At 42.7% G+C, this 22961-nt stretch carries 13 protein-coding genes, 1 tRNA gene and 1 pseudogene; 8 read left to right on the top strand and 7 right to left on the bottom strand.

Annotated features, from left to right (window positions below; genetic code table 11):
* Nucleotides 1-31: 31 nt before the first annotated feature.
* The 4 genes from rnc to N7U62_RS07435 are packed head-to-tail and all read left to right on the top strand — an operon-like array spanning nucleotide 32 to nucleotide 3501.
* The gene (gene rnc / locus N7U62_RS07420; protein ID WP_264140418.1) at nucleotides 32-691 is read left to right on the top strand and encodes a ribonuclease III; all 660 of its coding nucleotides are present in this window, start codon (nucleotides 32-34) and stop codon (nucleotides 689-691) included.
* Between the two features lie 13 nt (nucleotides 692-704).
* Nucleotides 705-2558 (top strand): NAD(+) synthase, encoded by a 1854-nt coding sequence (gene nadE / locus N7U62_RS07425; protein ID WP_264137285.1) that lies wholly within the window; start codon nucleotides 705-707, stop codon nucleotides 2556-2558.
* 56 nt (nucleotides 2559-2614) lie between these two features.
* Nucleotides 2615-3037, top strand: coding sequence for an Xre family toxin-antitoxin system antitoxin (locus N7U62_RS07430; protein WP_264137286.1), 423 nt, complete (start codon nucleotides 2615-2617; stop codon nucleotides 3035-3037).
* Complete coding sequence (locus tag N7U62_RS07435; RefSeq protein WP_264137287.1) at nucleotides 3037-3501, top strand: RES family NAD+ phosphorylase; 465 nt, start codon at nucleotides 3037-3039, stop codon at nucleotides 3499-3501. Before N7U62_RS07430 ends, N7U62_RS07435 begins: the two co-directional genes overlap by 1 nt.
* Here N7U62_RS07435 and N7U62_RS07440 read toward each other — a convergent pair whose 3' ends face one another.
* A complete protein-coding gene (locus N7U62_RS07440) occupies nucleotides 3502-4026 on the bottom strand; it encodes a hypothetical protein (RefSeq protein ID WP_264137288.1) in 525 nt (174 codons plus the stop codon).
* 57 nt (nucleotides 4027-4083) lie between these two features.
* Between N7U62_RS07440 and smc the strand changes: the two genes are divergently transcribed.
* A complete protein-coding gene (gene smc, locus N7U62_RS07445; RefSeq protein WP_264137289.1) occupies nucleotides 4084-7635 on the top strand; it encodes a chromosome segregation protein SMC in 3552 nt (1183 codons plus the stop codon).
* A gap of 86 nt (nucleotides 7636-7721) precedes the next feature.
* On the opposite strand, the gene N7U62_RS07450 is transcribed toward smc, so the two are convergent.
* The 4 genes from N7U62_RS07450 to N7U62_RS07465 all read right to left on the bottom strand — a co-directional run bounded on the left by N7U62_RS07450 (nucleotide 7722) and on the right by N7U62_RS07465 (nucleotide 18211).
* On the bottom strand, nucleotides 7722-14729 hold the full coding sequence (locus N7U62_RS07450; RefSeq protein WP_264137290.1) for an Ig-like domain-containing protein: 7008 nt from the start codon (nucleotides 14727-14729) through the stop codon (nucleotides 7722-7724).
* 145 nt (nucleotides 14730-14874) lie between these two features.
* Nucleotides 14875-15492, bottom strand: a complete 618-nt coding sequence (locus N7U62_RS07455) for a response regulator (RefSeq protein WP_264137291.1) — start codon at nucleotides 15490-15492, stop codon at nucleotides 14875-14877.
* Between the two features lie 17 nt (nucleotides 15493-15509).
* Nucleotides 15510-17162, bottom strand: coding sequence for an ATP-binding protein (locus N7U62_RS07460; protein WP_264137293.1), 1653 nt, complete (start codon nucleotides 17160-17162; stop codon nucleotides 15510-15512).
* Nucleotides 17163-17617: 455 nt separating this feature from the next.
* Nucleotides 17618-18211: a HEAT repeat domain-containing protein gene (locus tag N7U62_RS07465; RefSeq protein WP_264137294.1), complete on the bottom strand. Its 594-nt coding sequence runs from the start codon at nucleotides 18209-18211 to the stop codon at nucleotides 17618-17620.
* A 202-nt stretch (nucleotides 18212-18413) separates the two neighbouring features.
* Here N7U62_RS07465 and N7U62_RS07470 point away from each other — a divergent pair, with 202 nt between their 5' ends.
* Entirely contained in the window at nucleotides 18414-19520 is a 1107-nt protein-coding gene (locus tag N7U62_RS07470; protein WP_264137295.1) for a hypothetical protein, read from the top strand.
* 724 nt (nucleotides 19521-20244) lie between these two features.
* On the opposite strand, the gene N7U62_RS07475 is transcribed toward N7U62_RS07470, so the two are convergent.
* A tRNA-Ile gene (locus N7U62_RS07475) sits at nucleotides 20245-20318 on the bottom strand.
* A gap of 180 nt (nucleotides 20319-20498) precedes the next feature.
* On the opposite strand from N7U62_RS07475, the gene N7U62_RS07480 reads away from it, so the two are divergent.
* Nucleotides 20499-21116, top strand: coding sequence for an HAD family hydrolase (locus N7U62_RS07480; protein WP_264137296.1), 618 nt, complete (start codon nucleotides 20499-20501; stop codon nucleotides 21114-21116).
* Nucleotides 21109-21834: pseudogene (locus tag N7U62_RS23110) on the top strand (site-2 protease family protein); the annotation flags it as partial. The gene N7U62_RS07480 and the pseudogene N7U62_RS23110, both read left to right, overlap by 8 nt.
* 410 nt (nucleotides 21835-22244) lie before the next feature.
* Here N7U62_RS23110 and bshB1 read toward each other — a convergent pair.
* Nucleotides 22245-22961, bottom strand: coding sequence for a bacillithiol biosynthesis deacetylase BshB1 (bshB1, locus tag N7U62_RS07490; RefSeq protein ID WP_264137298.1), 717 nt, complete (start codon nucleotides 22959-22961; stop codon nucleotides 22245-22247).

Consider the following 22961-nt stretch of genomic DNA (forward strand, 5'->3'; position numbering starts at 1 on the left):
TAGTAGTTATTCACACTTCGTAAAACGAATCATTGGGGGCAAGCCCTCCAATATAGACTTGTATTACCTAGCCATGAGGCACACATCAGCGGCCAAAGAAAACCGAAAAGGTTTTCTGGAATCCAATGAGAGACTCGAGTATCTAGGAGATGCAGTGCTCGGACTCGTGGTGGCTGAATACCTCTTCAACAAATACCCATTCAAGGATGAAGGTTTTCTCACGGAAGTACGATCTCGTATCGTTAATAGAGAGAACCTGAATCAACTTTCCAAAAAAATAGGCCTGGAAGAAATCATCCAATTCAATGGTCACATGAAAGGCAGCAAACAGTCTTTCAAGTCCATCTATGGAGATGCACTCGAAGCACTCGTAGGGGCGGTGTATCTGGACAAGGGACACAAATTCGCCAAGAATTTCATCTTGAAAAAACTGATCATCCCTCATGTCGATATTGATATGATTATCAGTACCGACACCAATTTCAAGAGCAAGGTGATCGAATGGTCTCAAAAAGAAAACAAAGTCCTCAATTTTGAAGTAACGGAACTCGATAGCAAAAAGCACTTCAAAAAATTTGAGGCAAAACTCTTCGTAGGCAAAAAACAGATCAGTGTCGGTCATGGACTAAGCAAAAAGAAAGCTGAACAAGACGCTGCAGAAAAATCTTGCCAAATCTTGAATATTGAATAAATTCACCTCTCCTATGAGTGATCTTAGAATTGGAGGAGCTTGCCTCAACCAAACCCCTATTGACTGGGCCAATAATATTCAGAATATCAAAGATGCCATCGCTGCAGCTCAAAAGAACGGGGTCCATATCCTATGTCTTCCAGAGCTATGTATTACAGCATATGGCTGTCAGGACTTGTTTCTATCTCCCTGGGTAGCCGAAGAGGCATTGGAACAACTACTTTCTCTAAGGAATTTTTGCAAGGATATAAGTGTAACCTTGGGGCTCCCAATGTTTCATCAAGGGGAACTCTACAACACCTCTTGCGTCATCAGTAATCAGGAAATCAAGGGGTTTTACGCCAAGCAAGCCCTAGCCAATGACGGTATCCACTACGAAAAGCGATGGTTTACCCCATGGCCCAAAAACACTGTCTCGGAAATAGAAATAGAAGGTAAAACTTATCCCATTGGTGATATCACATTGGATCTAAACGGACTGCATGCAGGATTTGAGATCTGTGAAGATGCATGGAGCAATGATCGGCCAGCTTGCAGACTAAAGGAGAAAAATATCGATCTAATTCTGAACCCAAGCGCCAGTCATTTTTCATTTAATAAAAAGACACTCCGTGACCACCTGGTTCTGAATAGTAGCAATGAATTCAACTGCTATTACCTCTATGTAAATCAATTGGGAAATGAATCTGGTCGTGTAGTCTATGATGGAGACATCCTTCTGGCCCATGAAGGGAGATTCCTAATCAAAAACAGACGTCTATCCTATCAGAGATTCGAGCTACAATACGTTGATATCAATCCCAAAGCTCAAGAGCAGAAGATCTCGGAAGATTTCTCAGATAGCAATGAAGAATTTGCTCAAGCAGGCTCTTTAGCACTCTATGATTACATGCGCAAAGCCTTCATCAATGGATATGTGCTATCCCTATCTGGTGGAGCTGATTCCTCTTCTATCGCGGTGCTGGTGGCCCATCTGGTTCGCACGGGACTCAAAGAGTTAGGGTCGGAAACATTCATTGAGTCTTTGAGGCTAGAAACACCCAATGAGCCTCTTCAAGGTGAAGAACTTGCCAAGGCACTCACTCAGCAAATTCTGTTTACTGCCTATCAAGGCACTGAAAACTCTTCTGATGAAACAGAAGAGTCGGCGAGAGAATTAGCGAGCTCATTAGGAGCTCAATTCAGGTCATGGACAATAGATGAAAGTGTAAGTGCAGCTCACAAGATTGCTGAACAAGCCATTGGAAGAAAACTCAACTGGGAACAAGACGATATAGCCCTGCAGAATATTCAGGCGAGAACTCGATCTCCCTTGATCTGGATGATCGCTAACCTGGAAAACAAAATCCTCCTCACTACCTCTAACCGAAGTGAAGGAGATGTAGGATATACAACTATGGATGGTGATACCAGTGGTAGTTTAGCGCCTATTGCTGGAGTAGACAAGCCCTTTATCCTGCAGTGGTTGAAATATGCTGAAAGTGAATTAGGTTATAAGGGCTTACGCTATGTCAACAGTCTGACTCCTACCGCGGAGCTTCGACCCAAAGAATATACCCAAACGGATGAGGATGATTTGATGCCTTACAGCCTGATGGTCCAAATCGAAAGACTAGGAATCGCTCAAAGAAAATCACCAATTGAAGTATTCTTAACACTAGAAAAAGAACTTGAAATAGATAGAGAAGCACTGAAAGGACACATTCGAAAATTCTATAAACTCTGGTCTATCAATCAATGGAAACGCGAAAGACTAGCCCCCTCCTTTCATTTAGACGACTTTAATGTAGACCCTAAAACCTGGTGTAGATTCCCGATAATCAGTAGTGGATTTAGGAAGGAACTGGATCAATTGTCGAAAATGTAAGAAAGAAAATAGCTTTGTAGTGTATTTTTACGGTTTGTAATGAGTAAATTTACACTATGGAGGGTAAAAAAAGATATAATCCAAAGAATGAAGTTCATGAACTATCAGAGCCCATGAGCAGCTATGGATTTACTGATTACTTCAGTTTAGCTAGCCAAAACATCACCAAAACCTATATTCAAAAAATACTTTCCATTACTCGACTCACAGTTTCAGAAATTATAGAACTTATTCCAGTTTCTATCGATACTTATAAGCGTAAGACTACTTTCAAACCAGAAGTGACAGAAAAAGTCCTAGAAATCGAAGAAGTATACAGAGTTGGTCTGGAGGCTTTTGGAGATGGTTTTTATGACTGGATGAACAATGAAAACATCGCTCTGGGAGGAAGAAAACCTAAAGAGCTACTCAGCAATAGTTTTGGCATTCGCACCCTACTCAATCAGATTGGACGTATGCAGCATGGAGTATTAGCCTAATGTTGCTCTATCGGATTACTAGTCAAAAGTACGCCAGGGACTTATCCGGGACTGGAGCCGGACTCTATGGTGGTCGGTGGAACCCAATAGGCACAAATTTGCTCTATACTGCCGGGAGCATCTCACTGGCTTGCCTTGAGTATATGGCGCACAATTTTCATCTTTTAGCCTCTCAGAAGATATGTCTTGCCAAGATCAATATAGAATCAACTGACATTATTGAATTAAAACCTAAAGATTGGCCAGAAAACTGGAACAACAAGTCAAATATCTCAAGAGCAAATCAAGAAATAGGTTTGCGATTTGTGCAGGAATCTAAGGCTTATGCATTGAAAGTCCCTTCCGCTATAGTGCCAGACGAATACAACTATCTACTCGATCCTCTACACCCAGACCACAAAAACACTTCTTTAGAACATTTGATTGACCCATTTGTCTTGGATCAAAGGGTATTTGGTCAATAATCAATATTTTCTATCAAAGATCTCTTTGAAGACTATTGCCTTACGCACTTCGTCTTCGTCATGCAGCATGGCTAGTACTTCGTCTCCTACGTCCGGCTGTTCCTCCTCGATAGCAAAATTTTCTGAGCGTTCGTACACATGTTTCTTTCTTACGATCGGTTCTCTTTCCTGACTCAACTCTGGCTCCTTTTCTTTTTGAACCACAGGTTCTCTCTCCACGACAGATTTTGGAATCTCAATCTCTGGAATCTCAAAAGTGGGCGGCTCCTCCAGAATACGTCGATCCGTTACTGGCTTAGGTTTGGGCATTTCCTTCTCCTTTTGATTTTCATAATCCTGCCCTGTAATCTGCTTGAACAAATCCTCAAAACTGGGCTGAGTCGAGGGCTGAGAAGAATCCTCTGTTTTCCATTCATCACTAGATGACTCTGTAGGAGTTTGCTCCGGCTTTTTTTTCTTCAATGCTCGTGAAATCAAGTAGATAACACCCAGCACGATGTAGTAATAAATATTAGAATCATCCATGAACCAAATCTAAGGAATTATTTTAAATTTGTCGATTCTGAAATTCCCGAATACCCCATGCAATTAACCAAATTAGAGATTAAAGGCTTCAAGAGTTTTGGTGACCGAGTGGTGATCAATTTTGATGAAGGCATCACTGGAATCGTAGGTCCTAATGGCTGTGGCAAATCCAATGTGGTGGACTCAATTCGCTGGGTATTAGGAGAACAAAAAGTACGCTCTCTGCGATCGGAAAAGATGGAAAACATCATCTTTAACGGTACTAAAAACAGAAAAGCCACACAGCTAGCAGAAGTTTCTCTTTCATTCAAAAATACCAAAAACCTCCTTCCTACAGAATATTCAAATGTAACGATCACTCGTCGATACTACAGATCCGGAGAGAGTGAGTACCAACTCAACGGTGTGACTTGTCGATTGAAAGATATCACCAGCCTTTTTCTGGATACAGGTATAGCCTCTAACAGCTACGCCATCATTGAACTTGGGATGGTAGACAACATCCTGAATGACAAGGACAACTCTAGAAGAGGCCTTTTCGAAGAAGCTGCTGGTATTTCAAAGTTTAAAATCCGTAAAAAAGAAACCATGCGAAAGCTGGACGATACGGATGCCGATCTTGAGCGAGTAGAGGATTTGTTATTTGAGATCGAGAAAAACCTGAAATCGCTCGAAAGACAAGCCAAACAAGCGCAGAAATACTACCAAATCAAAGAGGATTACAAGGAGTACAGTGTAGAGCTGGCAAAGAAGACGGTTCACAAACAAAAAGAGAAACTTGATCAACTACGATCAGCAGTAGACGCCTGCAACGATCAAAAAATCAGTTACAACAAACAGCTAGCCGAAAAAGAAGCAGAATTAGAGAAAGCTAAGGCAGATCTGGTATCCAAGGAAAAATTACTGGCAAATCGTCAGAAAACCCTGAACGAGCATGTTCAGAAAATCCGAAGCTATGAGAGCGAAAAGAAAATTAAAAATGAGCGTCTGCGCTTCCTCAACGACAAGAGTGACAGCCTAAAAGATACCATCGAGCAAGACAGAAAGAGTAGCGAACGTTCTACATTTTCTATCACCAGTCTTGAAAATGAAAAATTGAGCGCAGAAAAAATGCTCAATGAAACCACTCACAAGCTCGAGGCATTACAAGCTGAATATGAAGAAGAAAAGCAAAAGAATGCTGATAGAAAAGCAGAGGGAGAAGAATTAGAAAAAGACTTTTCTTTCAAAAAAGAAGAAGTCTATCAACTGACGAAATCTCTTGAGATCAAAAACATCCAGCTAAGCACCCTGAAGCAAGAACTGGAAAAAACTTCTAGTGACAACAGTTCTCGAACCGAAAACCTAAAAGATTTCGAGCAGAGCATCGCTGAAGTGGATGAGATCAAGAAAAAGAAACAAGAGGAGTACGATTACCTAAAATCGAAAGACGAGGAGCTGAAGAATCGAATCAAGCATTCTGAAAAAACGGTAGAAGTAATCCGTGAAGAACTACAGCAAGTCAATCGAAAACTTGACTCTTCTCAAAACGAATACAACCTTACCAAATCACTTGTAGACAACCTGGAGGGCTTCCCTGAGGCAATCAAGTTCCTAAAAAAGGAAAAAAGCTGGAGTAAAAACGCCCCTCTTCTTTCGGATATCCTTACTTGTCCAGAAGACTACCGTGTAACCATCGAGAACTATCTCGAACCTTACATGAACTACTACATCGTAGAGACGGAAGCGGAAGCATTTAAGGCCATTAACATACTAAGCGATGCATCCAAGGGGAAAGCACACTTTTTCATTCTGGATAGATTCGAGAGCTTCCACCCTACCACTTCGGAGCTGCTGGCCGATGCTATTCCTGCCACGGAAGTTGTGGAATACGATCAGAAATACAGAAAGCTAATTGGCTACATACTGGACAATGTCTACATCACTCACCGCGATGAAGGTATATCCAGTAGCAAGAAAGCGGTTCTAATCACCAAGAGTGGCAAGATTATCAATCGTCCTTTCAGCGTATCAGGGGGATCTATCGGACTTTTCGAAGGTAAGAAAATCGGACGAGCCAAGAACCTGGAAAAATTGGCTCAAACCATCAAAAAACTGACCCAGAAGCTGGATGAGGTGAAGTCAAATCTGGAAGAGAAAACTTCGGATCTGGAAAGACTCAAAACCAGTGGCTATGGTGCGGATTTGGAAGAACTGCAGGCAGAACTAACGAAAGTCAATGAGGAATATGTCTCACTGACTACCAAACAAGAGCAATACACCAGTCTCCTTTCTGAAAGCGAGTTGAAGCGAGAAGATATCATGGAGCAAATTGGCATTCTGCAGGAAGAAATCGCTGATATAGAACCTAAGCAAAACAAAGAAAAGCAGGTTCTGGAAGAGTTGGAAATTAAAAACGCCTCTTTCAAAGAGCAATTAGCTGGATACAACGATGCACTGAACGAAAAATCCTCCGCATACAATCAGGAGAACATCGTCTACCACCAACAGCAAAATAAGGTTTCCAGCATCATGCAGGAAATCAGCTACAAGCAGGCCAATCTGGAAACGACGAAGCAACGCATCGAGAAAAACCAGAGCGAGCTCAAAATCACCGACGAAGAGATTCGACAACTGATCGAAAAGTCAGACACCAACGACGATCAGTTGATCGAGATGTATGAAGAAAAAGAAAGCATCGAAGAAGGTGTCGCTGAGGCAGAAAAGCAATACTATGGCGAGCGCGAGAAAATAGATGGAGTAGAAAAGTCAACCCGCGAAGTTCAGCGCGAACGTGAACTGAACGATGAGCGTCTGATGGAACTCCAGAATCAGCTCAACGAAACGAAACTGGGTCTTACGAGTGTAAAAGAACGCCTCTCTGTAGAATTCAACGTCAACATCGATCAACTGTTGATCGACGACAATGATGAAGAACGCAGCGAAAAGCAGCAGAAGGCCGCTGAAATGGATGAATCAGAATTGCGCGAAAAGGTAGACAAACTGAAAGGTAAAATGGAAAACATGGGACCTATCAACCCCATGGCCATGGAGGCGTACGAAGAAATCAAAGAAAGACACGATTTCATCACTGGTCAAAAAGAAGACCTGACTAAAGCGAAGGAATCCTTGATCTCCACCATCAATGAAATCAATGATGTGGCGAAAGAAACCTTCACCGAAGCGTTCGAAAACATCAAGGCTAACTTCATTCGGGTATTCCGTTCTCTATTTACAGACGAAGATCAATGTGATCTCTATCTTTCAGATCCAGACAACCCGTTGGAATCAAGCATAGAAATCATCGCACGACCAAAAGGAAAAAGACCGCTATCTATCAACCAACTTTCAGGGGGAGAAAAGACTTTAACAGCTACCTCGTTACTATTTGCGATCTATCTATTGAAACCGGCTCCATTCTGTATTTTCGATGAGGTAGATGCTCCTTTGGATGATGCGAACATCGACAAGTTCAACAACATCATCCGCGACTTCTCTAACGAGTCTCAGTTCATCATCGTGACGCACAACAAACGCACGATGTCTACCACTGATGTGATCTATGGGGTAACCATGGTAGAGCAAGGTGTATCGAGAGTGGTACCTGTGGATTTGAAAGAGTTGGCATAAAATATTCAAAGTAATCAAATGAAAAAAGCTACTCCTTTCGGGTAGCTTTTTTCATTTGTTGTTGTGATGGAGATTTGATATTCAAATCAATGTATCAACAGTCTCCTGTTCTCAAACCTTCCTTCGGTAAACACCCTAAGGACATAACTGCCCTGAGCGAGGTGACGCAAATCAATTTTCAATTCTTTGGAATCAGTCAATTGGTTGAACCTCAATGCTCCCTGCAAATCATACACCTCGATGCTTCTTATTTCACTTCCTGATTTGATTTGCAACAGCCCATCGGTTGGATTAGGATAAGCCTCCAGATTGATGGTCAGTTCAGCAGCTGTCACCTGAGTCACTTCAAATGACGTTGTAACACTCGCAGCTTCATAGTTTTCATTCCCTGCCTGACTCACTACTATTTCTACAGTACCAATCGTTCCGTCCAAGGTAATCGTCTGTCCGCTCATAGTAGCTGGACCTGTGATAGCAAAGGATAACTCCAATCCTGAATCCACAGTTGCTTCTACATCGAATGGGCCATCAATCGCTAATTTGTCCTCAATCGCTGTCACTTGAATGTTCTGATTCGCCTTCGCAATGGTAAAAGTCTGCGTCACCTCTGGTGCAGCATTGAAAGATTCATCTCCTGCCTGATTTGCGGCTATTACAGCTTCACCAGCACCCAAAACAGTCAGTGCGTTACCTTCTATGCTCACTGGCCCACTGACCACTTTAAAAGTAATATTCAATCCAGAACTAGCAGTCGCAACAAGAACCACTGGTGCATCGCCAAATGTTAGATCAGGCAACGCATCAAAAGTGATAGTTTGATCTGTCTTGGCTGGATCTGTCACTGCAAATGATACCTGGACTGATGCCGCAAGATAGTTATCATTTCCATCCTGAGTCACCTCCACCTGAACTACCCCTGTAGCACCATTCAGTGTAATTAAGCCTTCAGCTGATACAGTAGCCGGGCCACTCACAACATAGGAAAGTGGTAATCCGGTATCTACTGTTGCTGAAACCATGAACGGATCATCTGTCGTCAACTTATCACTAATTGATTCTAATATGATGGTCTGTTCGGCTTTATTGATTGTAAATGTTTGCTGAACTTGTGTCGCTGCATTAAAGTTATTGTCTCCTGCTTGATCTGCGGCGATTACTGCTTCACCTGCACCTAAGATGCTCATGATATTGCCATCGATAGCAACAGGCCCACTGATCACGGAATAAACCACCTCTAAACCAGAACTCGCCGTAGCAGATAGTTGGACATCAGCATCACCAAAGCTTAGGCTGCCGACAGCATCGAAACTAATCGTTTGGTCAGATTTAGCAGGATCCGAAACATTGAAACTAAGCTGAGCACTAGCTTCATGGTAATCCGAATTACCCGCTTGACTCACGGTAAGTGTTACCTGTCCCGACTCACCAGTCAACTGAATCGTAGTACCAGTCAATGCAGCCGGTCCGGAAACTTCATAAACTAAATCCAAACCTGAATCGACGGTGGCCTCTATATCAAAACTCGCATCAGTCACCAACTTATCCTCAATAGCAGTGATGGTAATGACTTGATCTTTCTTAGCTACTAAAAATGATTGAGTCACTTCCTGAGCTGCCAGGTAATTCGAATTCCCGATTTGATTAGCTGACACTACCACTTCCCCTGCGCCTGTTATGCTCAATTCATTTCCATTGAGAGTTGCTGGGCCACTCACCACACCATAGTTCACTGCTAATCCAGAACTGGCACTCGCATCCAAAACAAAAGGAGCGTCTCCATAAACTCTGTCAGATAGTGCCGCAAAGGTGATTTCCTGAGCTGCCTTGGCTATTACAAAATTTCTGGTCACTACAGGAGCTGGATTGAAAGCCTCATTACCTGACTGCTGTGCCGAAATAGATGCCGTCCCTGCTCCGTTGATTGTAACTGTAGATCCAGAGATAGTAATTGGTCCTTCAAGCACCGCATAACTCACCTCCAACCCTGAGCTCGCAGTGGCTGTAAGATCAAATGATGGATCGCCAAAAGTCATATCCGATATCTCTGCGAAGGTGATGGTTTGAGCGCTTTTAGAAACGTCACTTACACTGAAACTAACAGAATGGCTTGCTGCAGCAACAAATTCATCTCCTGCTTGAGAAACCGTAATAGTCACAATGCCAGATTCTCCGGTCAAGGATACTGTAGTACCTGCCAGCGTCGCTGGGCCTGATACTTCATAGGTCAATTCCAATCCAGAATCAGTCGATGCAACCACTGAAAAATCAGCATCAGTAGACACCTTGTCTGCTATGGCATCAATTGTTATGATTTGCTCAGCTTTAGAGATAGTAAAGCTCTGCGTTACTTGACTTGCAGCACTGTACAAATCATCGCCAGCCTGATCAGCTGCTATAACGACCTCTCCCACTCCTGTGATAGCAAGCGTATTACCATCCAGGCCAACTGGCCCACTTACTACACTAAAGGAAACAGTCAATCCAGAACTGGCACTCGCACTCAAATCAAAAGCTGCATCGCCAAAAGTCTTATCTGAAAGCGCATCGAATGTGATCGTTTGGCTTGCCTTAGAAACGGTAATACTCTGCGTCACCTGACTAGCTGCATTGTACAAATCGTTCCCAGACTGATCTGCGGCCACTACTACCTCACCTGCCCCTGTTAGAGTCACTGTACTTCCATCCAAAGTCACCGGTCCACTGATGATACTAAAAGTCACCGCTAGACCTGAACTTGCGCTAGCACTCAGATCAAAAGCTGCGTCTCCATAAGTTTTATCCGCAAGAGAGCTGAAGGTAATATTTTGATCTGCTTTTAAAATTGTAAAGCTTTGAGTTACCTGAGTAGCGGGATTGAAGATTTCGTCTCCTGCTTGATTCGCTGCTATTACTACTTCGCCCACTCCTGTGATAGCAAGTGTATTACCATCCAGGCTAGCCGGACCACTTACTACACTAAAAGTCACCGTCAATCCAGAACTGGCAGTCGCACTCAATTCAAAAGCTGCATCACCATAAGTCTTATCTGATAATGCATCGAAAGTGATCGTTTGAGCACCTTTCGTTGGTTCGCTTACATTGAATTCTACGGTATTGCTGGCAATAGCATAAAATTCATTTCCAGCCTGTGATACAGTAATGGTCACAATTCCAGAAACTCCGGTTAGAGAAACAGTAGTTCCGTTCAAAGTCGCTGGACCTGATATCTCATATGTCAATTCCAAACCTGAATCTGTCGATGCAACCACCTCAAAATCTGCATCAGTCGATACCTTATCCGCTATGGCTTCAATTGAAATAATCTGCTCAGCCTTAGAGATAGTAAAACTCTGAGTTACCTGACTTGCAGCATGATACAAATCACTACCGGACTGATCCGCCGCAATGACCACTTCACCTACTCCCGTGATAGAAAGTGCATTACCATCCAGGCTAACTGGCCCACTTACTACACTAAAGGAAACAGTCAATCCAGAACTGGCACTCGCACTCAAATCGAAAGCTGCATCGCCATAGGTCATATCTGATAATGCATCGAAGGTGATGGTTTGGCTTGCCTTAGAAACAGTGAAACTTTGAGTCACCTGGGAAGCTGCATTGTACGATTCATTCCCGGCCTGATCCGCTGCTATTACTACTTCGCCCACTCCTGTGATAGAAAGTGTGTTACCATCAAGACTAGCCGGACCACTCACCACGCTAAAAGCAACAGTCAATCCTGAGCTAGCAGTGGCACTCAAATCAAAAGCCGCGTCTCCATAAGTCTTATCTGACAGTGCATCGAATGTGATGGTTTGGTCTATTTTGATAGTTGTAAAGTCCCAATCCTCCTTTGAGTCAAGACCAGAAAAGACTCCACCTCCAGTATAGTTTCCAATATAACCTGTTCCTCCCAGTAGCACATAATAGTGCTTGGCTTTAGCCCAATCAGTTGTTGGGTTTACGGAGAAAGAACCATCCGCATCATAGCCTTCAGGAAGGACAATTGATTCCACAAGGGACTCAGCATCATAATCCATGATGTCGAGGGTCACCTCACCGGAAACAAAGACATCCACATCAAAAGTGAGAGTCAAGTTTGCGTCAACTGCCACATCAACAGCATTGTCAGCTGGGCTTTGACTTTCAATTACTGGAAGAATAGGAGCTGCTTCTGTTGTAAAACTCCAGTCGTCTTTGTCATCTAGACCTACATAGGCCTCCCCTCCTGCTACTGCTGAGATTGCCCCTGCAGGTTCTACGATGATATACAGTTTTGTCTCATACGGAAAATCATTGATAGGATCAAAATTAACGTCATATATAGCACTTTGATTGGAAATATCAATAGTTTCAACAACCTCATCGGTGGCATAATTTTTAATCACCAAACTGGCAGATGCGCTGGTATTGACCTCCACATCAAACTCAAAATAATAGCTATCGTCCACTGCCACAGATGTAGCTGCTATGGCTGGGGAATAATCAATGACATCTGGGACTGTTGCTTCTCCGGTAGTGAAATAATAAGTCTGGCCATCTAGCATGATGCTAGATTCAGCATAGTAATTACCATCTGCATCTTTAATAACATCTGTATCAAACTGAACATAATAACTTGTCAGAGCATCCAATGAAAGCGCAGACAAATGAATGGTAATTTGGTTCCCACTCAGCTCTACATATGTCTCATCGTGAATAGAAAAGCCATGCAAGGCTTGATTAGTTCTAACACTTCCATGACCAGTAGTTTCAAAAAAGACTGGTTCATTAAAAGTGATCACCAAATCTCCATCCAATGCTACTCCTGTAGAATTTGGCACTGGTGAAAGCCCAGTAACATATACCTCTGGATCAGGTGCTACCGTAGTGAAATTCCACTGATCTTTATATCCTTCGCCAGCATTGATCCCCGCAAACAGATTATGCTCATCACTGACATCTTTCAAGGTATAGCCATCCACTACCACATAATAATGTTTTTCATATTCCAGATCATTGGTCGGATTGATGGTCAGTGTATTACCGGAAAGTGTGATTTTACCATTCCCGCTATCCATTGGATCAAAAGCCTCTACGACAGACCCCGCAGCATAATCCATCAAATAGATATCATTGGTACTACCTACGGCAGCAATATCTTCACTGAAGGTGAGGACAATATTTGCATCCAAAGCGACATCTGTGGCATTATTGAGGGGAGAAAGAGTTTGCACCGTAGGTGCCACCAAATCTGGCTCAGCCTCTATAGTGAAAGTCCAGGTCTCTGTATCTTCAAATCCAACGAAATCATTAGAGTTCAAATCTTCCACTGCCCCTTGACCTATGGTCACATATAGTTCCTCTTCGTACTGTGCTTGATTCAAATTATAGTTAGCAAGATGGATGGTCAAAGTCGAACCAGACACTGAGAATTGATCAGTATTCACAGATGGCTGCCCTGCCATTACGACGACATTGGTGGCCTTTCTTTTGACATATACGAGTCCATCCGATGCTTGTACCGGTTCATCAAAAGTGACGACCAAATCCGCATCACGAGCTACGTCTGTAGCATTATCCAATGGATTAAATGATGAGATAGTAGGAGCTGAAACATCTGGCGCTGATTCAGTCGTGAATGTCCATGTTTCCGTATCCGTAAATCCAGCAAAATCATTTCCCGCTAAATCACTTACTGCTCTATTTTCGATCGTTACAAAATATTCGATATCATATGCCGGAGCAAAATTAGTGTAGTTGGCCAGGTGAATAGTGAGGTTATTTCCATCTATAGTAAATTGATCAGTTTCATACTGAGGCCTACCTGCTAAGACCGTACTACTAGTATTGACCTTAAGTCTCACTCTTACATAACCATCCCCTGCCTGAATAGGCTCATCAAAAGTAACAACCAAATCTGCATCTATAGCTACTCCCGTGCTATTATCGATTGGGTCAAAAGAAACAATGGTGGGTGGCGTTGAATCAGGCTCCTCTTCTGTGGTGAACTCCCAAACAACCAAGTTTTCTTTATTACCATTCGCATCTTCAATATTAGACATGGTGATACGGTAATTAGTAGAATAGCTCAGATCATTAGCAAAATCAAAAGTTACTGTATTACTAGTAATGGTCACCTCATCTGTTTGAGATTCAGTCATGAAGAAACTGGCAGTTCCATCGATGGCTACCACAGCTATAATCGCTCCTGCACCAACAGAAATAGTTTCATCATAGGTTACCGTAAACACTTCATCTACTGCGACATCCACAGCATTTCTTGCTGGAGACTGAGAAATGGGCTTAGGGGGAGCACAGTCCAAAGAATAGCTTGTCCCCGCATCCTTTAGCCAGTTCACATTATTACTAGCAGCAGTGACATCATCTACTGTCACACAAGTTAATGCCGTGGCATTCCCTCTAATATCTAAGTAGTCCAAGATGTCATTAGCACCATTGGCAATGTTCAATTTTGTCAAGCTTACATTGTCAACTACATTTACCTCGGTGAGTAAAGGGTTAGCGGAAAGATCTAGACTGGATATCCCTAAATTACTCACCCAGACATAATCTAATTTGGCATTTTGACTCAAGTCAATTTCAGTTATGCCTGTTATGTTCTCCTGTGAGAAGCTGAGCAAGTTGGTCAGATCGCTTACATCCAGTGAGGTCAAATCGGTATCTGACACATTGAAGTCTTCCAACAAGGTATTATTAGAAAAGTCAATATCAGTCAATGGATTAAGCTCCAAAAAGATCTCGAGCAATTGAGTATTGTAACTTAAATCTACTGTGGGCAAGTTATTATCTCCAAGATTGATAAGCTCTACCTTGGTAAAAGGTGATAAATCAATAGTCTCCAGACTATTGCCATACAGTCTTAGCTGTGTTATATTAACAAAGGCCTCCAATCCCGTAGGATCTGTCAGACCACTGTTTTGATACATAATCGTTCCGGTGAAAGCCTCTGCTTCTGTTGCCTGGATCGCACCATCGGAGTTTCCTCCATTACTGGTATCTACCAGTCCTAGTAGGTAGGTTTCTAAACCAGTATCATTAACTGTGACTGTCTGTCCAAAACTGGCAAAAGACAGCAGCAATAATGTTGTAATAAGTAGTAAATTGATTTTCATGGTTTTCAGCATTTATTCGAATTGCTAAAATGCCATGAATCGCGACCGGCTTCAATCGGGAATATTCCCCTCGGGGGTACGGAATTTTACGGATGGGGAAGGCTTGCAGCCTTCTAGTGGAAAGTTTAAAGCAGAAAGTGAAAAGTTAGGCGGTGATGTGGCCATCGCGGATGGCTTTTCGGACCATCTCTACGATGCTTTTCACTTCCATCTTTTTGAGCAGGCTGTTCTTGTGTGTCTCTACGGTGCGGGCACTCATCCCTAAACGCGCTCCTATCTCCTTGTAAGACAGGCCATCTGCAAAGCCTTGCAGCACTTCCATCTCTCTGGGCGTATAGCTAGCGTCTGTAGACTCCATCATCACTGCCGAAAAGGCAGAAGAAATGTAGATTTTGCCCAAAAGCAAATGATCTATGGCTTTGAGATACTCTGAAGTATCCATATCCTTGGTCAGAAAAGCCAAGGCACCATTGATTTTAGCGCGTTCAAGATCTGCTGCGCCTGGCTCTGCTGTCAACAATCCAAAGACCGCATTGGGAACTAGTTCCTTCAGCTCACCTATCAATTCGGCTCCATTGGCGTCTGGCAACTTCAAGTCTACAAAAACCAGATCGGGCTGATAATCTGCAATAGAAACCAATGCCTCCCTTCCCGAACTGGCCTCTCCTACCACCTGAATATCCATCCTTGCCAGTAGCATAGCTTTCACGCCATTTCTTACTACTTTGTGATCATCAATTAGGAATAGTTTCTTTTTGTTCATAGCTGTATTTTGATGTATCAGGCGACCTTAGGGAAGACCAATCTAAAAGTGGTTCCCTGTCCTAATTCACTTTTTACTTCCATCCGCGCATTCATCTTTTCTAGCAATTCACGACAGAGTACCAAACCCAATCCTGTTCCCTTCTGATCTGAATTTTGGATCTCATGCGCTGTTATTTTGCCTCCCATCAAGTCTTCGACCTGATGCTGTTCCATGCCGACACCATAGTCCCGAATCGAAATCAGCTTATCCCTCTCCTGCTCTTCAACCATTACTTCTATCTTAGATTTCATCTCTGAGAATTTCATGGCATTGCTTAGCAAGTTTCTAAACACAATTTGTAAAAAATCTCTATCCGCCTCGATCTCTATGTCCTCGGCATTGAGTTCAATCGAAATCTCTTTTAAATCAGCCAATGTTTTAAGCTCCCTGGTCACCTCTGCTATGATGCTAGATGGATTGGTTACTACAGGTTCATATTTGAGTTGATCCGATTGAGCCAGCGCCCATTTCAACAAATTGTTCATCATGCCTTTGAGGTCGGCTGACGAATCACGCATTGACAGGATAAAATCCTTCAATTGTTCCTTCTCGAGATGATCCCAGTTACTGTACAAACTACTCGTGATGCTATGAAAAGAAGAAAGCGGACTTTTCAAATCGTGTGATATGATAGAAAACAATCGATCCTTGGTCGTATTTAATCGAGCCAGTTCCTGGTTTTTAACATCGAGAAGTTGATTGGTTTTGTTTTTGTCGCGGTATCGGGTGTACAACAGACCTATGGCCAATAGCAGCAGTACAGCCCCCACTATGGAGAAGGTCTTTAACTGACGCTGACGGGCGGCCTCCAGTTCCTTAATTTGATTTTCTTGCTCTAGTTGTGCGATTTGCTGCTCCTTTTTCTCTGTCTCATATTTGGCCAATAGATCATCCGCATATTCTTGTTTCTCTAGTTCTCTGCTCTCGTTGAGAAGCTCTTGATATTTCCCCTGATAATAGTAGGCACTATCAAAATATCCATTGGCCGCATGGAGCTTTTGAAGCATATTATAAGCAAACTGAATCTGCAAGGTATTGTTGGTCTGCCTAGCCAGATACAAACTGCGATAAGTATTCTTCAATGCAGCTTCATAGTCTTCCAGATCAAATAACAGATTACTCCAGGAGGTCAGTACATCGCTCTCTGCAGAGGTCCATTTATGCTTTTGAAAAATTTGAAGACTTTCATCAAAATATTTTGTTGCTGAATCATATTCTTGAAAATCATAAAAGGACTTCCCCATATTGAAAAGCGTAAGTCCGTAGTTTCGAGGATCTCCCAGTTCCTTGAATAAACCTGCCACAGTATAGTAGGTTTGAATCTCGTTCTCCGTCCGACCAAGTTCAGCTTCTAGTAATGCAACATTCATTAGTGCATTGGCAAATTGATGTTTGCTTTTATATGTTTCAGACCGAAAATTTTTGACATACTCGGCTGACAAGGCAAAGTACTCCAAAGACTTTTCCATCTCTTCCAAATAGTACATATCAATTCCGATATTGGTAGCAGCATCGTACAATGAAAAAGTGTCTTGAATAGCCTCAGCAATCTTCATCGCTTCCAGAGACTTTTCGATGGACTCTGTATGTTTTCCCTGCTTTGAAATAGCTCCTGAAATACCCAACAAGGAACGACATTTTATCGAATCGTTTTGTTGTTCATTGGCCCATCGCAATCCCAACCCCCCATAGTATATGGAAGAATCAGGGCTTAAATCACTAATTTGCCAACAAATAGCTACCAGTAGTCTTCCATATTGAGGATCATCAGTAGATATAGAATCAAGGCGTATTATATTATCTGACCATTTATCTTGCCCAGGTGCTTCATGGGTAATAAAGAAGGACAAGCAGAGTAAAATTAAAAACAAGCTGATCAACCATTTTGGTTGAGGCCTAGTTAGTACTATTGCAAGTTGCGAATTCATTTTCATTAGGTTGTCAGCGATATGATGCGATTGATTTTATATCACTTTGAAAAACGCCTAAATATAAATGCCTTTTGATTGTTATCCCACCTTTTTAAAATTTCCAATCTAAACGCTCAACTTCAGCGAGCATTCGACAGAGATATGGAGTGGTTTTACGCCTCTTCTAAAAACTCTCTCAAATCCTCCAGCATCTCCTCCACCTCGATTTTCTTGAGTTCGAATACGTCGTCCTGCTTCACATTATGGCTGTAGTGGTTCCACTGTTTGGTGGCCTTCTTGAGTACTCGTAGTGTGATATCAAAATCCTGATGATCCAGTAGATCTTTGGCAATCATGGACACTTTGTAACTACCGTTCAGGTACAATTTGAAAACCCCCACAAATTGGTCGCTGATATCTAAGGACTCTAAAAAGGACAAAAAGTCCCCCTGTTGCTCCTTGTTGATCGGGTCGTTGATAGCCGTCATCAGCACCTCCAGTACGCCTTCTTGCTCGGGCATCAGGCTGAGCGTACGAGCAGCCATGTAGCGCGACTCCATATCAGGATGCTGCAACAACTCCTTCATGGCCTCTAGCACCTCTGCTCCCCCTAGCCTCGCCAGGTCATCCGAAATCACATATGCATCCTCAGGTAGATCCCCTGAGAGCTGTGCCACTTTGTCCTTGATATCCATAGCGGCAAAAGTAATCATATCTTCAGGTCGTTGAGGTTCAAAACCACGACGACCTTCGGAAAAATATGCCATAGTTATAACATTAAACCTGTCAACTTAATTAGGGAAGTCTCCCTTATACCAGAAAAATGGGTTTTTCACCATTTCTGGATACTCGGAAGAGTAGAAATATGCGTTTTTCTACTCTCAATTAAAAATGTACCGCTTAAACTCTAGAGAATGAAGACTATTAATAAGATTCCAATTAAGTTTATAGACGATTAGACCCATGGATATGAAATTAACTATTCCCATCTTCGCTTTCTTCGTACTTTGTCTGAATGTACAGGCGGCCGATACTTTAAACATCAATAACGCTGTCCTGAAAAGGAAAATCACAGTTGCCGTATCGGGCAATGGCGGCCTGGGACCTTCGTCCGCCCACTTCCAAATCAATAGCTTAAGCTCCTCAGATCTTAACATTCTCATCCCCGCAGGATTGATGCTCTACTCAGACGATCCACAAGTTCAGGACTTAATCATTTTGCAGGAAGACATCCTGGTCATCAATGCTCGATCGACCTATACCTATGATGCCTTTGGAGCCTGCACCCAACTATCCAACCACAGTCCCAAAAAGGAGGAACTTTATAAACTTGGACAGCTAGGACAGAAAGAATGGGTGCAGGTAGCCCAGATCGTAGCGCAAAACGACCTCCAATCCTCACTGGGTCAGGCCGCCATATGGGCCCTCTCCGACAATGCCACATTCGACTCCTTCGATTCCAATCATGTGGATGCATCCTGGGATATCGCCAAGATCATCGCCATCTACAAAAAGGAAAATCCGCCAGCCCTAGAGGAGATCCAAACCTGGACACCAGCCGAGAACAGGATTATTTTTTCTTCCCGAGCGGACCTTCCCTACCACGCACCCAAAGACATGAAAGCCCGGCTATTCATCCTGGACTCCACTGGACAGGAAGTCAAGGAAGTCTTTGATTACAAAAAGCTATTTGCAGGACTTCATATCTATACCATAGGGCTCAACAGGATCGTAGAAAACCAGGGCAGCTACATAGCCCGTCTGATCAATGAGGATGGAAAAGTGCTGAAAGAAATCACGCTGGCCAATAATCAGGAATATGTAGAACTGAAAGCCAAACAACAGACGATTCAGTTCGAATTCATCGTTCGTCAGCCCTCTAAAATCACACTATCTGTCTATGACACCAGGGGAGAATTGGTACAGGAGATTTTCAAAGACAAGCCCCTTCCCCTATCCAAGCGCAACACTAATTTCAAGCTGATTCACGCCATGCCCACCGGAGAGCCATTCGAAATCAGAGTCAGCAATGACCAGGGAGAAGTCATACATAGTATGATGAGAAAGGCGAATTAGGGAATTGGTACAAGCTATTTAAATAGTAATGAAGAAACTAGTTGCGTTTTATAGAAAAAGAAGGAATCGATTTTTGACCGGGTTTTTGGGATGGATATTATTTAATTTATTCCTTTTAATATTAGACCCAATGCTCATCCACATAACCTCTGTATCATATTTAATTATTGGTGGAATGTTAATGGGGATATACTTCTATGTTTTGGTTACAATCATGTTTTATCTGCAAAAGTGGATTGAAAAATAATTCTCCTCAAGCTTTTCTACCTAACCTACGCTAACATTGCTGCTCCCTACAAAATACATAGGCGTAGAAAACTCTACGCCTTGTGATCTATTCTCTTTTGCTATTTCAATCTAGGGCAAGTCGGGGCGAGCATTATAAAGGATAAAAATATACCCATATTATCACCTCGAACATCTTTCATTAACAATTTCACAATTAAGGATCTTATCCCTTATGAACTTCGCAATTCGTTGAGTTATAACTCTACGATGCAGTGAGTACTAACTCTACAGACTATAGAGTAGTAACTCACGACTGTGATGAGTACTAACTCAACAAAGCATAGAGCTAGTACTCAGTGAATCACTGCCCTATCACTCATCAAAATTTCTCCTGAAAAACAGCAGTATTCCCTTTGCTTCAATTGATACTGGTAGTTCACTGATCATTCTTTTGGACACAAAAAAGCCTCTCAAACATTTGCTTGAGAGGCTCTTGTGGGCCCACCTGGGCTCGAACCAGGGACTTTCTGATTATGAGTCAGATACTCTAACCAACTGAGTTATAGGCCCAATTTTTTATTTACCTAAGGACTTTCTGATTCTGACAAAACGTTTGCCGGTCAGATCCTCTTGCCATCTGAGCCTGTCCACCCATGGCGGATTATAGGCCCTTCAAAATAGTCTTGGTGACCACCTTGAATTTGGGAGTGCAATGTTACATATTTGCCAAATATTACACAAACATTTCTATTGAATATCAAAGCTATTATTTTCGATTTGGGCGGGGTGATCATCAACCTCGACGAAGTTGCTACAGTGAAAGCCTTTGCTGAGTTGGCCAATCATTCTGTAGAGCAAGTGATGCAGCACTATCAAATTTCTGATGCCTTCAAGCAGTACGAGATGGGATTGATCTCCAGTGAGGCCTTTCGTCAGGAAATCCGAACCATGATGAATACAGAGGCAACTGATTCAGCCATCGATCAAGCCTGGAATGCGATGCTAGGAGCCATTCCTATAGAACGACTTCAACTGATGCTCGATCTGCAACAGAACTATGAGGTCATGGTACTCAGCAATACCAACGAAATCCACGAACAGGCTTTCAACCAAACACTAAGAAACGTCAGCGGCAAAAACAGCCTTCATGATTTTGCCCATCAGGTGTATTTTTCTCATCGCCTGAACCTAAGAAAGCCCAACAAAGACATCTATGAGGAAGTTCTGCGACAGTCCGGCTTTGAAGCCAAAGACTGTATCTTTCTGGATGACAAAAAAGAGAACTTAATCGGGGCAGAATCAGTAGGTTTGCACACCTTCCATGTAGCGACACCCAATGATATTTTCAAAATAACTGAGCATGTCTGAACCCAAGGATAGAAAACAACTCTACATCCAAATTGGACTTTTCGTTCTAACCCTAATCACCACTACGATATCTGGTGCAGAATGGACCAGTGGCAAGTCTCTGCTATTCGGTGAAGAAACTGTCAGCTGGAGCGAGATAGTGGATGGATTGGCGTTTTCTCTTTCCTTTTTGCTTATTCTGAGTGTACACGAGTTCGGACATTATTTTGTAGCTCAGTACCACAAAGTGAAAGTTACTCTCCCCTATTACATTCCGCTTTGGTTAGGTTTTATTGGTAGTCCTTCTATAGGTACTATGGGTGCCTTTATTAAAATCAAAGAGCGAGTCGAGAGCCGAAAAAAGTATTTTGACATTGGAGTGGCTGGACCTTTGGCTGGGTTCATAGTGGCATTTTTTGTGATATGGTATGGCTTTGCCAATCTTCCCTCTCTGGAATACATCTACCAAATCCACCCTGAATACGAACAATGGGGGGCAGACTATGCAGATCACGCCTATGACAAAGAAGGAATGGTTGTAGTGCTGGGCCCGAATCTATTGTTCTCCTTTTTTGAGAACTTCGTAGTTTCAGATCCAAGCCTGATCCCTCACCAGTATGAGATGATCCACTATCCCTTTCTCTTCGCTGGATATTTAGCATTGTTCTTTACGGCGCTCAATCTTTTACCCATAGGGCAGCTAGACGGAGGACACATCTTATACGGACTGATCGGCCCAGACAAACACAAGATTTTTTCTAAATTATTCTTTCTGGGATTACTTTACTATGCAGGGTTAGGGATGCTCAATCCCTTTCAGTTTTCGCAGTTCATGTTGGACGAAATGATTTATGTAGGCTTCTTATATGTTTGTCTTCACAACTTTTCAGAATCCAACAGAGACAAATTGATGTATGCGCTAGGGATATTCTCAGCTCAACTGCTAACAGTGTATATCTACCCTCAGGCAGAAGGCTATGCGGGCTGGTTGGTGTTTTCTTTCGTATTAGGAAGAGTGATTGGAATCTATCACCCTCCAGTATTGATCGATCATACCCTGGATACCAAAAGAAAGATTACAGGTTGGATTTCTGTAGCAGTGTTTATTCTATGCCTTAGCCCTCGACCTTTTGACATTGTCGAAACCACTCAGAGCAAGGAGGACAAATCAGAAACACCCAACATCCTATCACAAACAAACCCCTCTCCATATTTCACTCGAATGGACATTCCCATTTCTTTTCCTCGGGCCTCTAACAATTCCATAAACTCTGGAGTAGAGATCAATGTATTAGATGCTTCACCATTGGGATCAAAAAACTGAGACTTAAAAGCTTTTACAGCCTCCATTCGTTTCTCCCAGTGCTCCGATACATCCACCACAAAGTCAGGCTTCATGTATTCTGTCTGGATATAGTGATATAGATTTTTGGGATACCAATTTTCTTGTGGTTCTCCATCTAGTTCAGTTTCCAGCTTTTTCAATCCAGCAAGAAAGAAAGCCCTTTTCACCAGGGAAGCGGCTTTTCCATGATCTGGGTGGCGATCCTCTATGGCATTGGCCAAAATGATGTCCGGCTGGTATTGGCGTATTTTCTTTACTACTTCGATCGCATGTTCGTCATCATGAGAAAAAAAGACGTCCTGAAAACCGAGATTATCCCGTACAGTCAAGCCCAAAATCTCAGCAGCGGCAGCCGCTTCGGCATCTCTGATTTCTGGTGTGCCACGTGTCCCCATCTCTCCTCGAGTGAAATCCACTACCCCTACTTTCTTTCCCTGAGCAATCAAAGAAAGGATTGTACCTCCGCATGACAATTCTGAATCATCGGGGTGCGCAGCAAACACCAAAACATCTAATTTCAT

The sequence above is a fragment of the Reichenbachiella ulvae genome (assembly GCF_025833875.1).
Taxonomy (GTDB): domain Bacteria; phylum Bacteroidota; class Bacteroidia; order Cytophagales; family Cyclobacteriaceae; genus Reichenbachiella; species Reichenbachiella ulvae.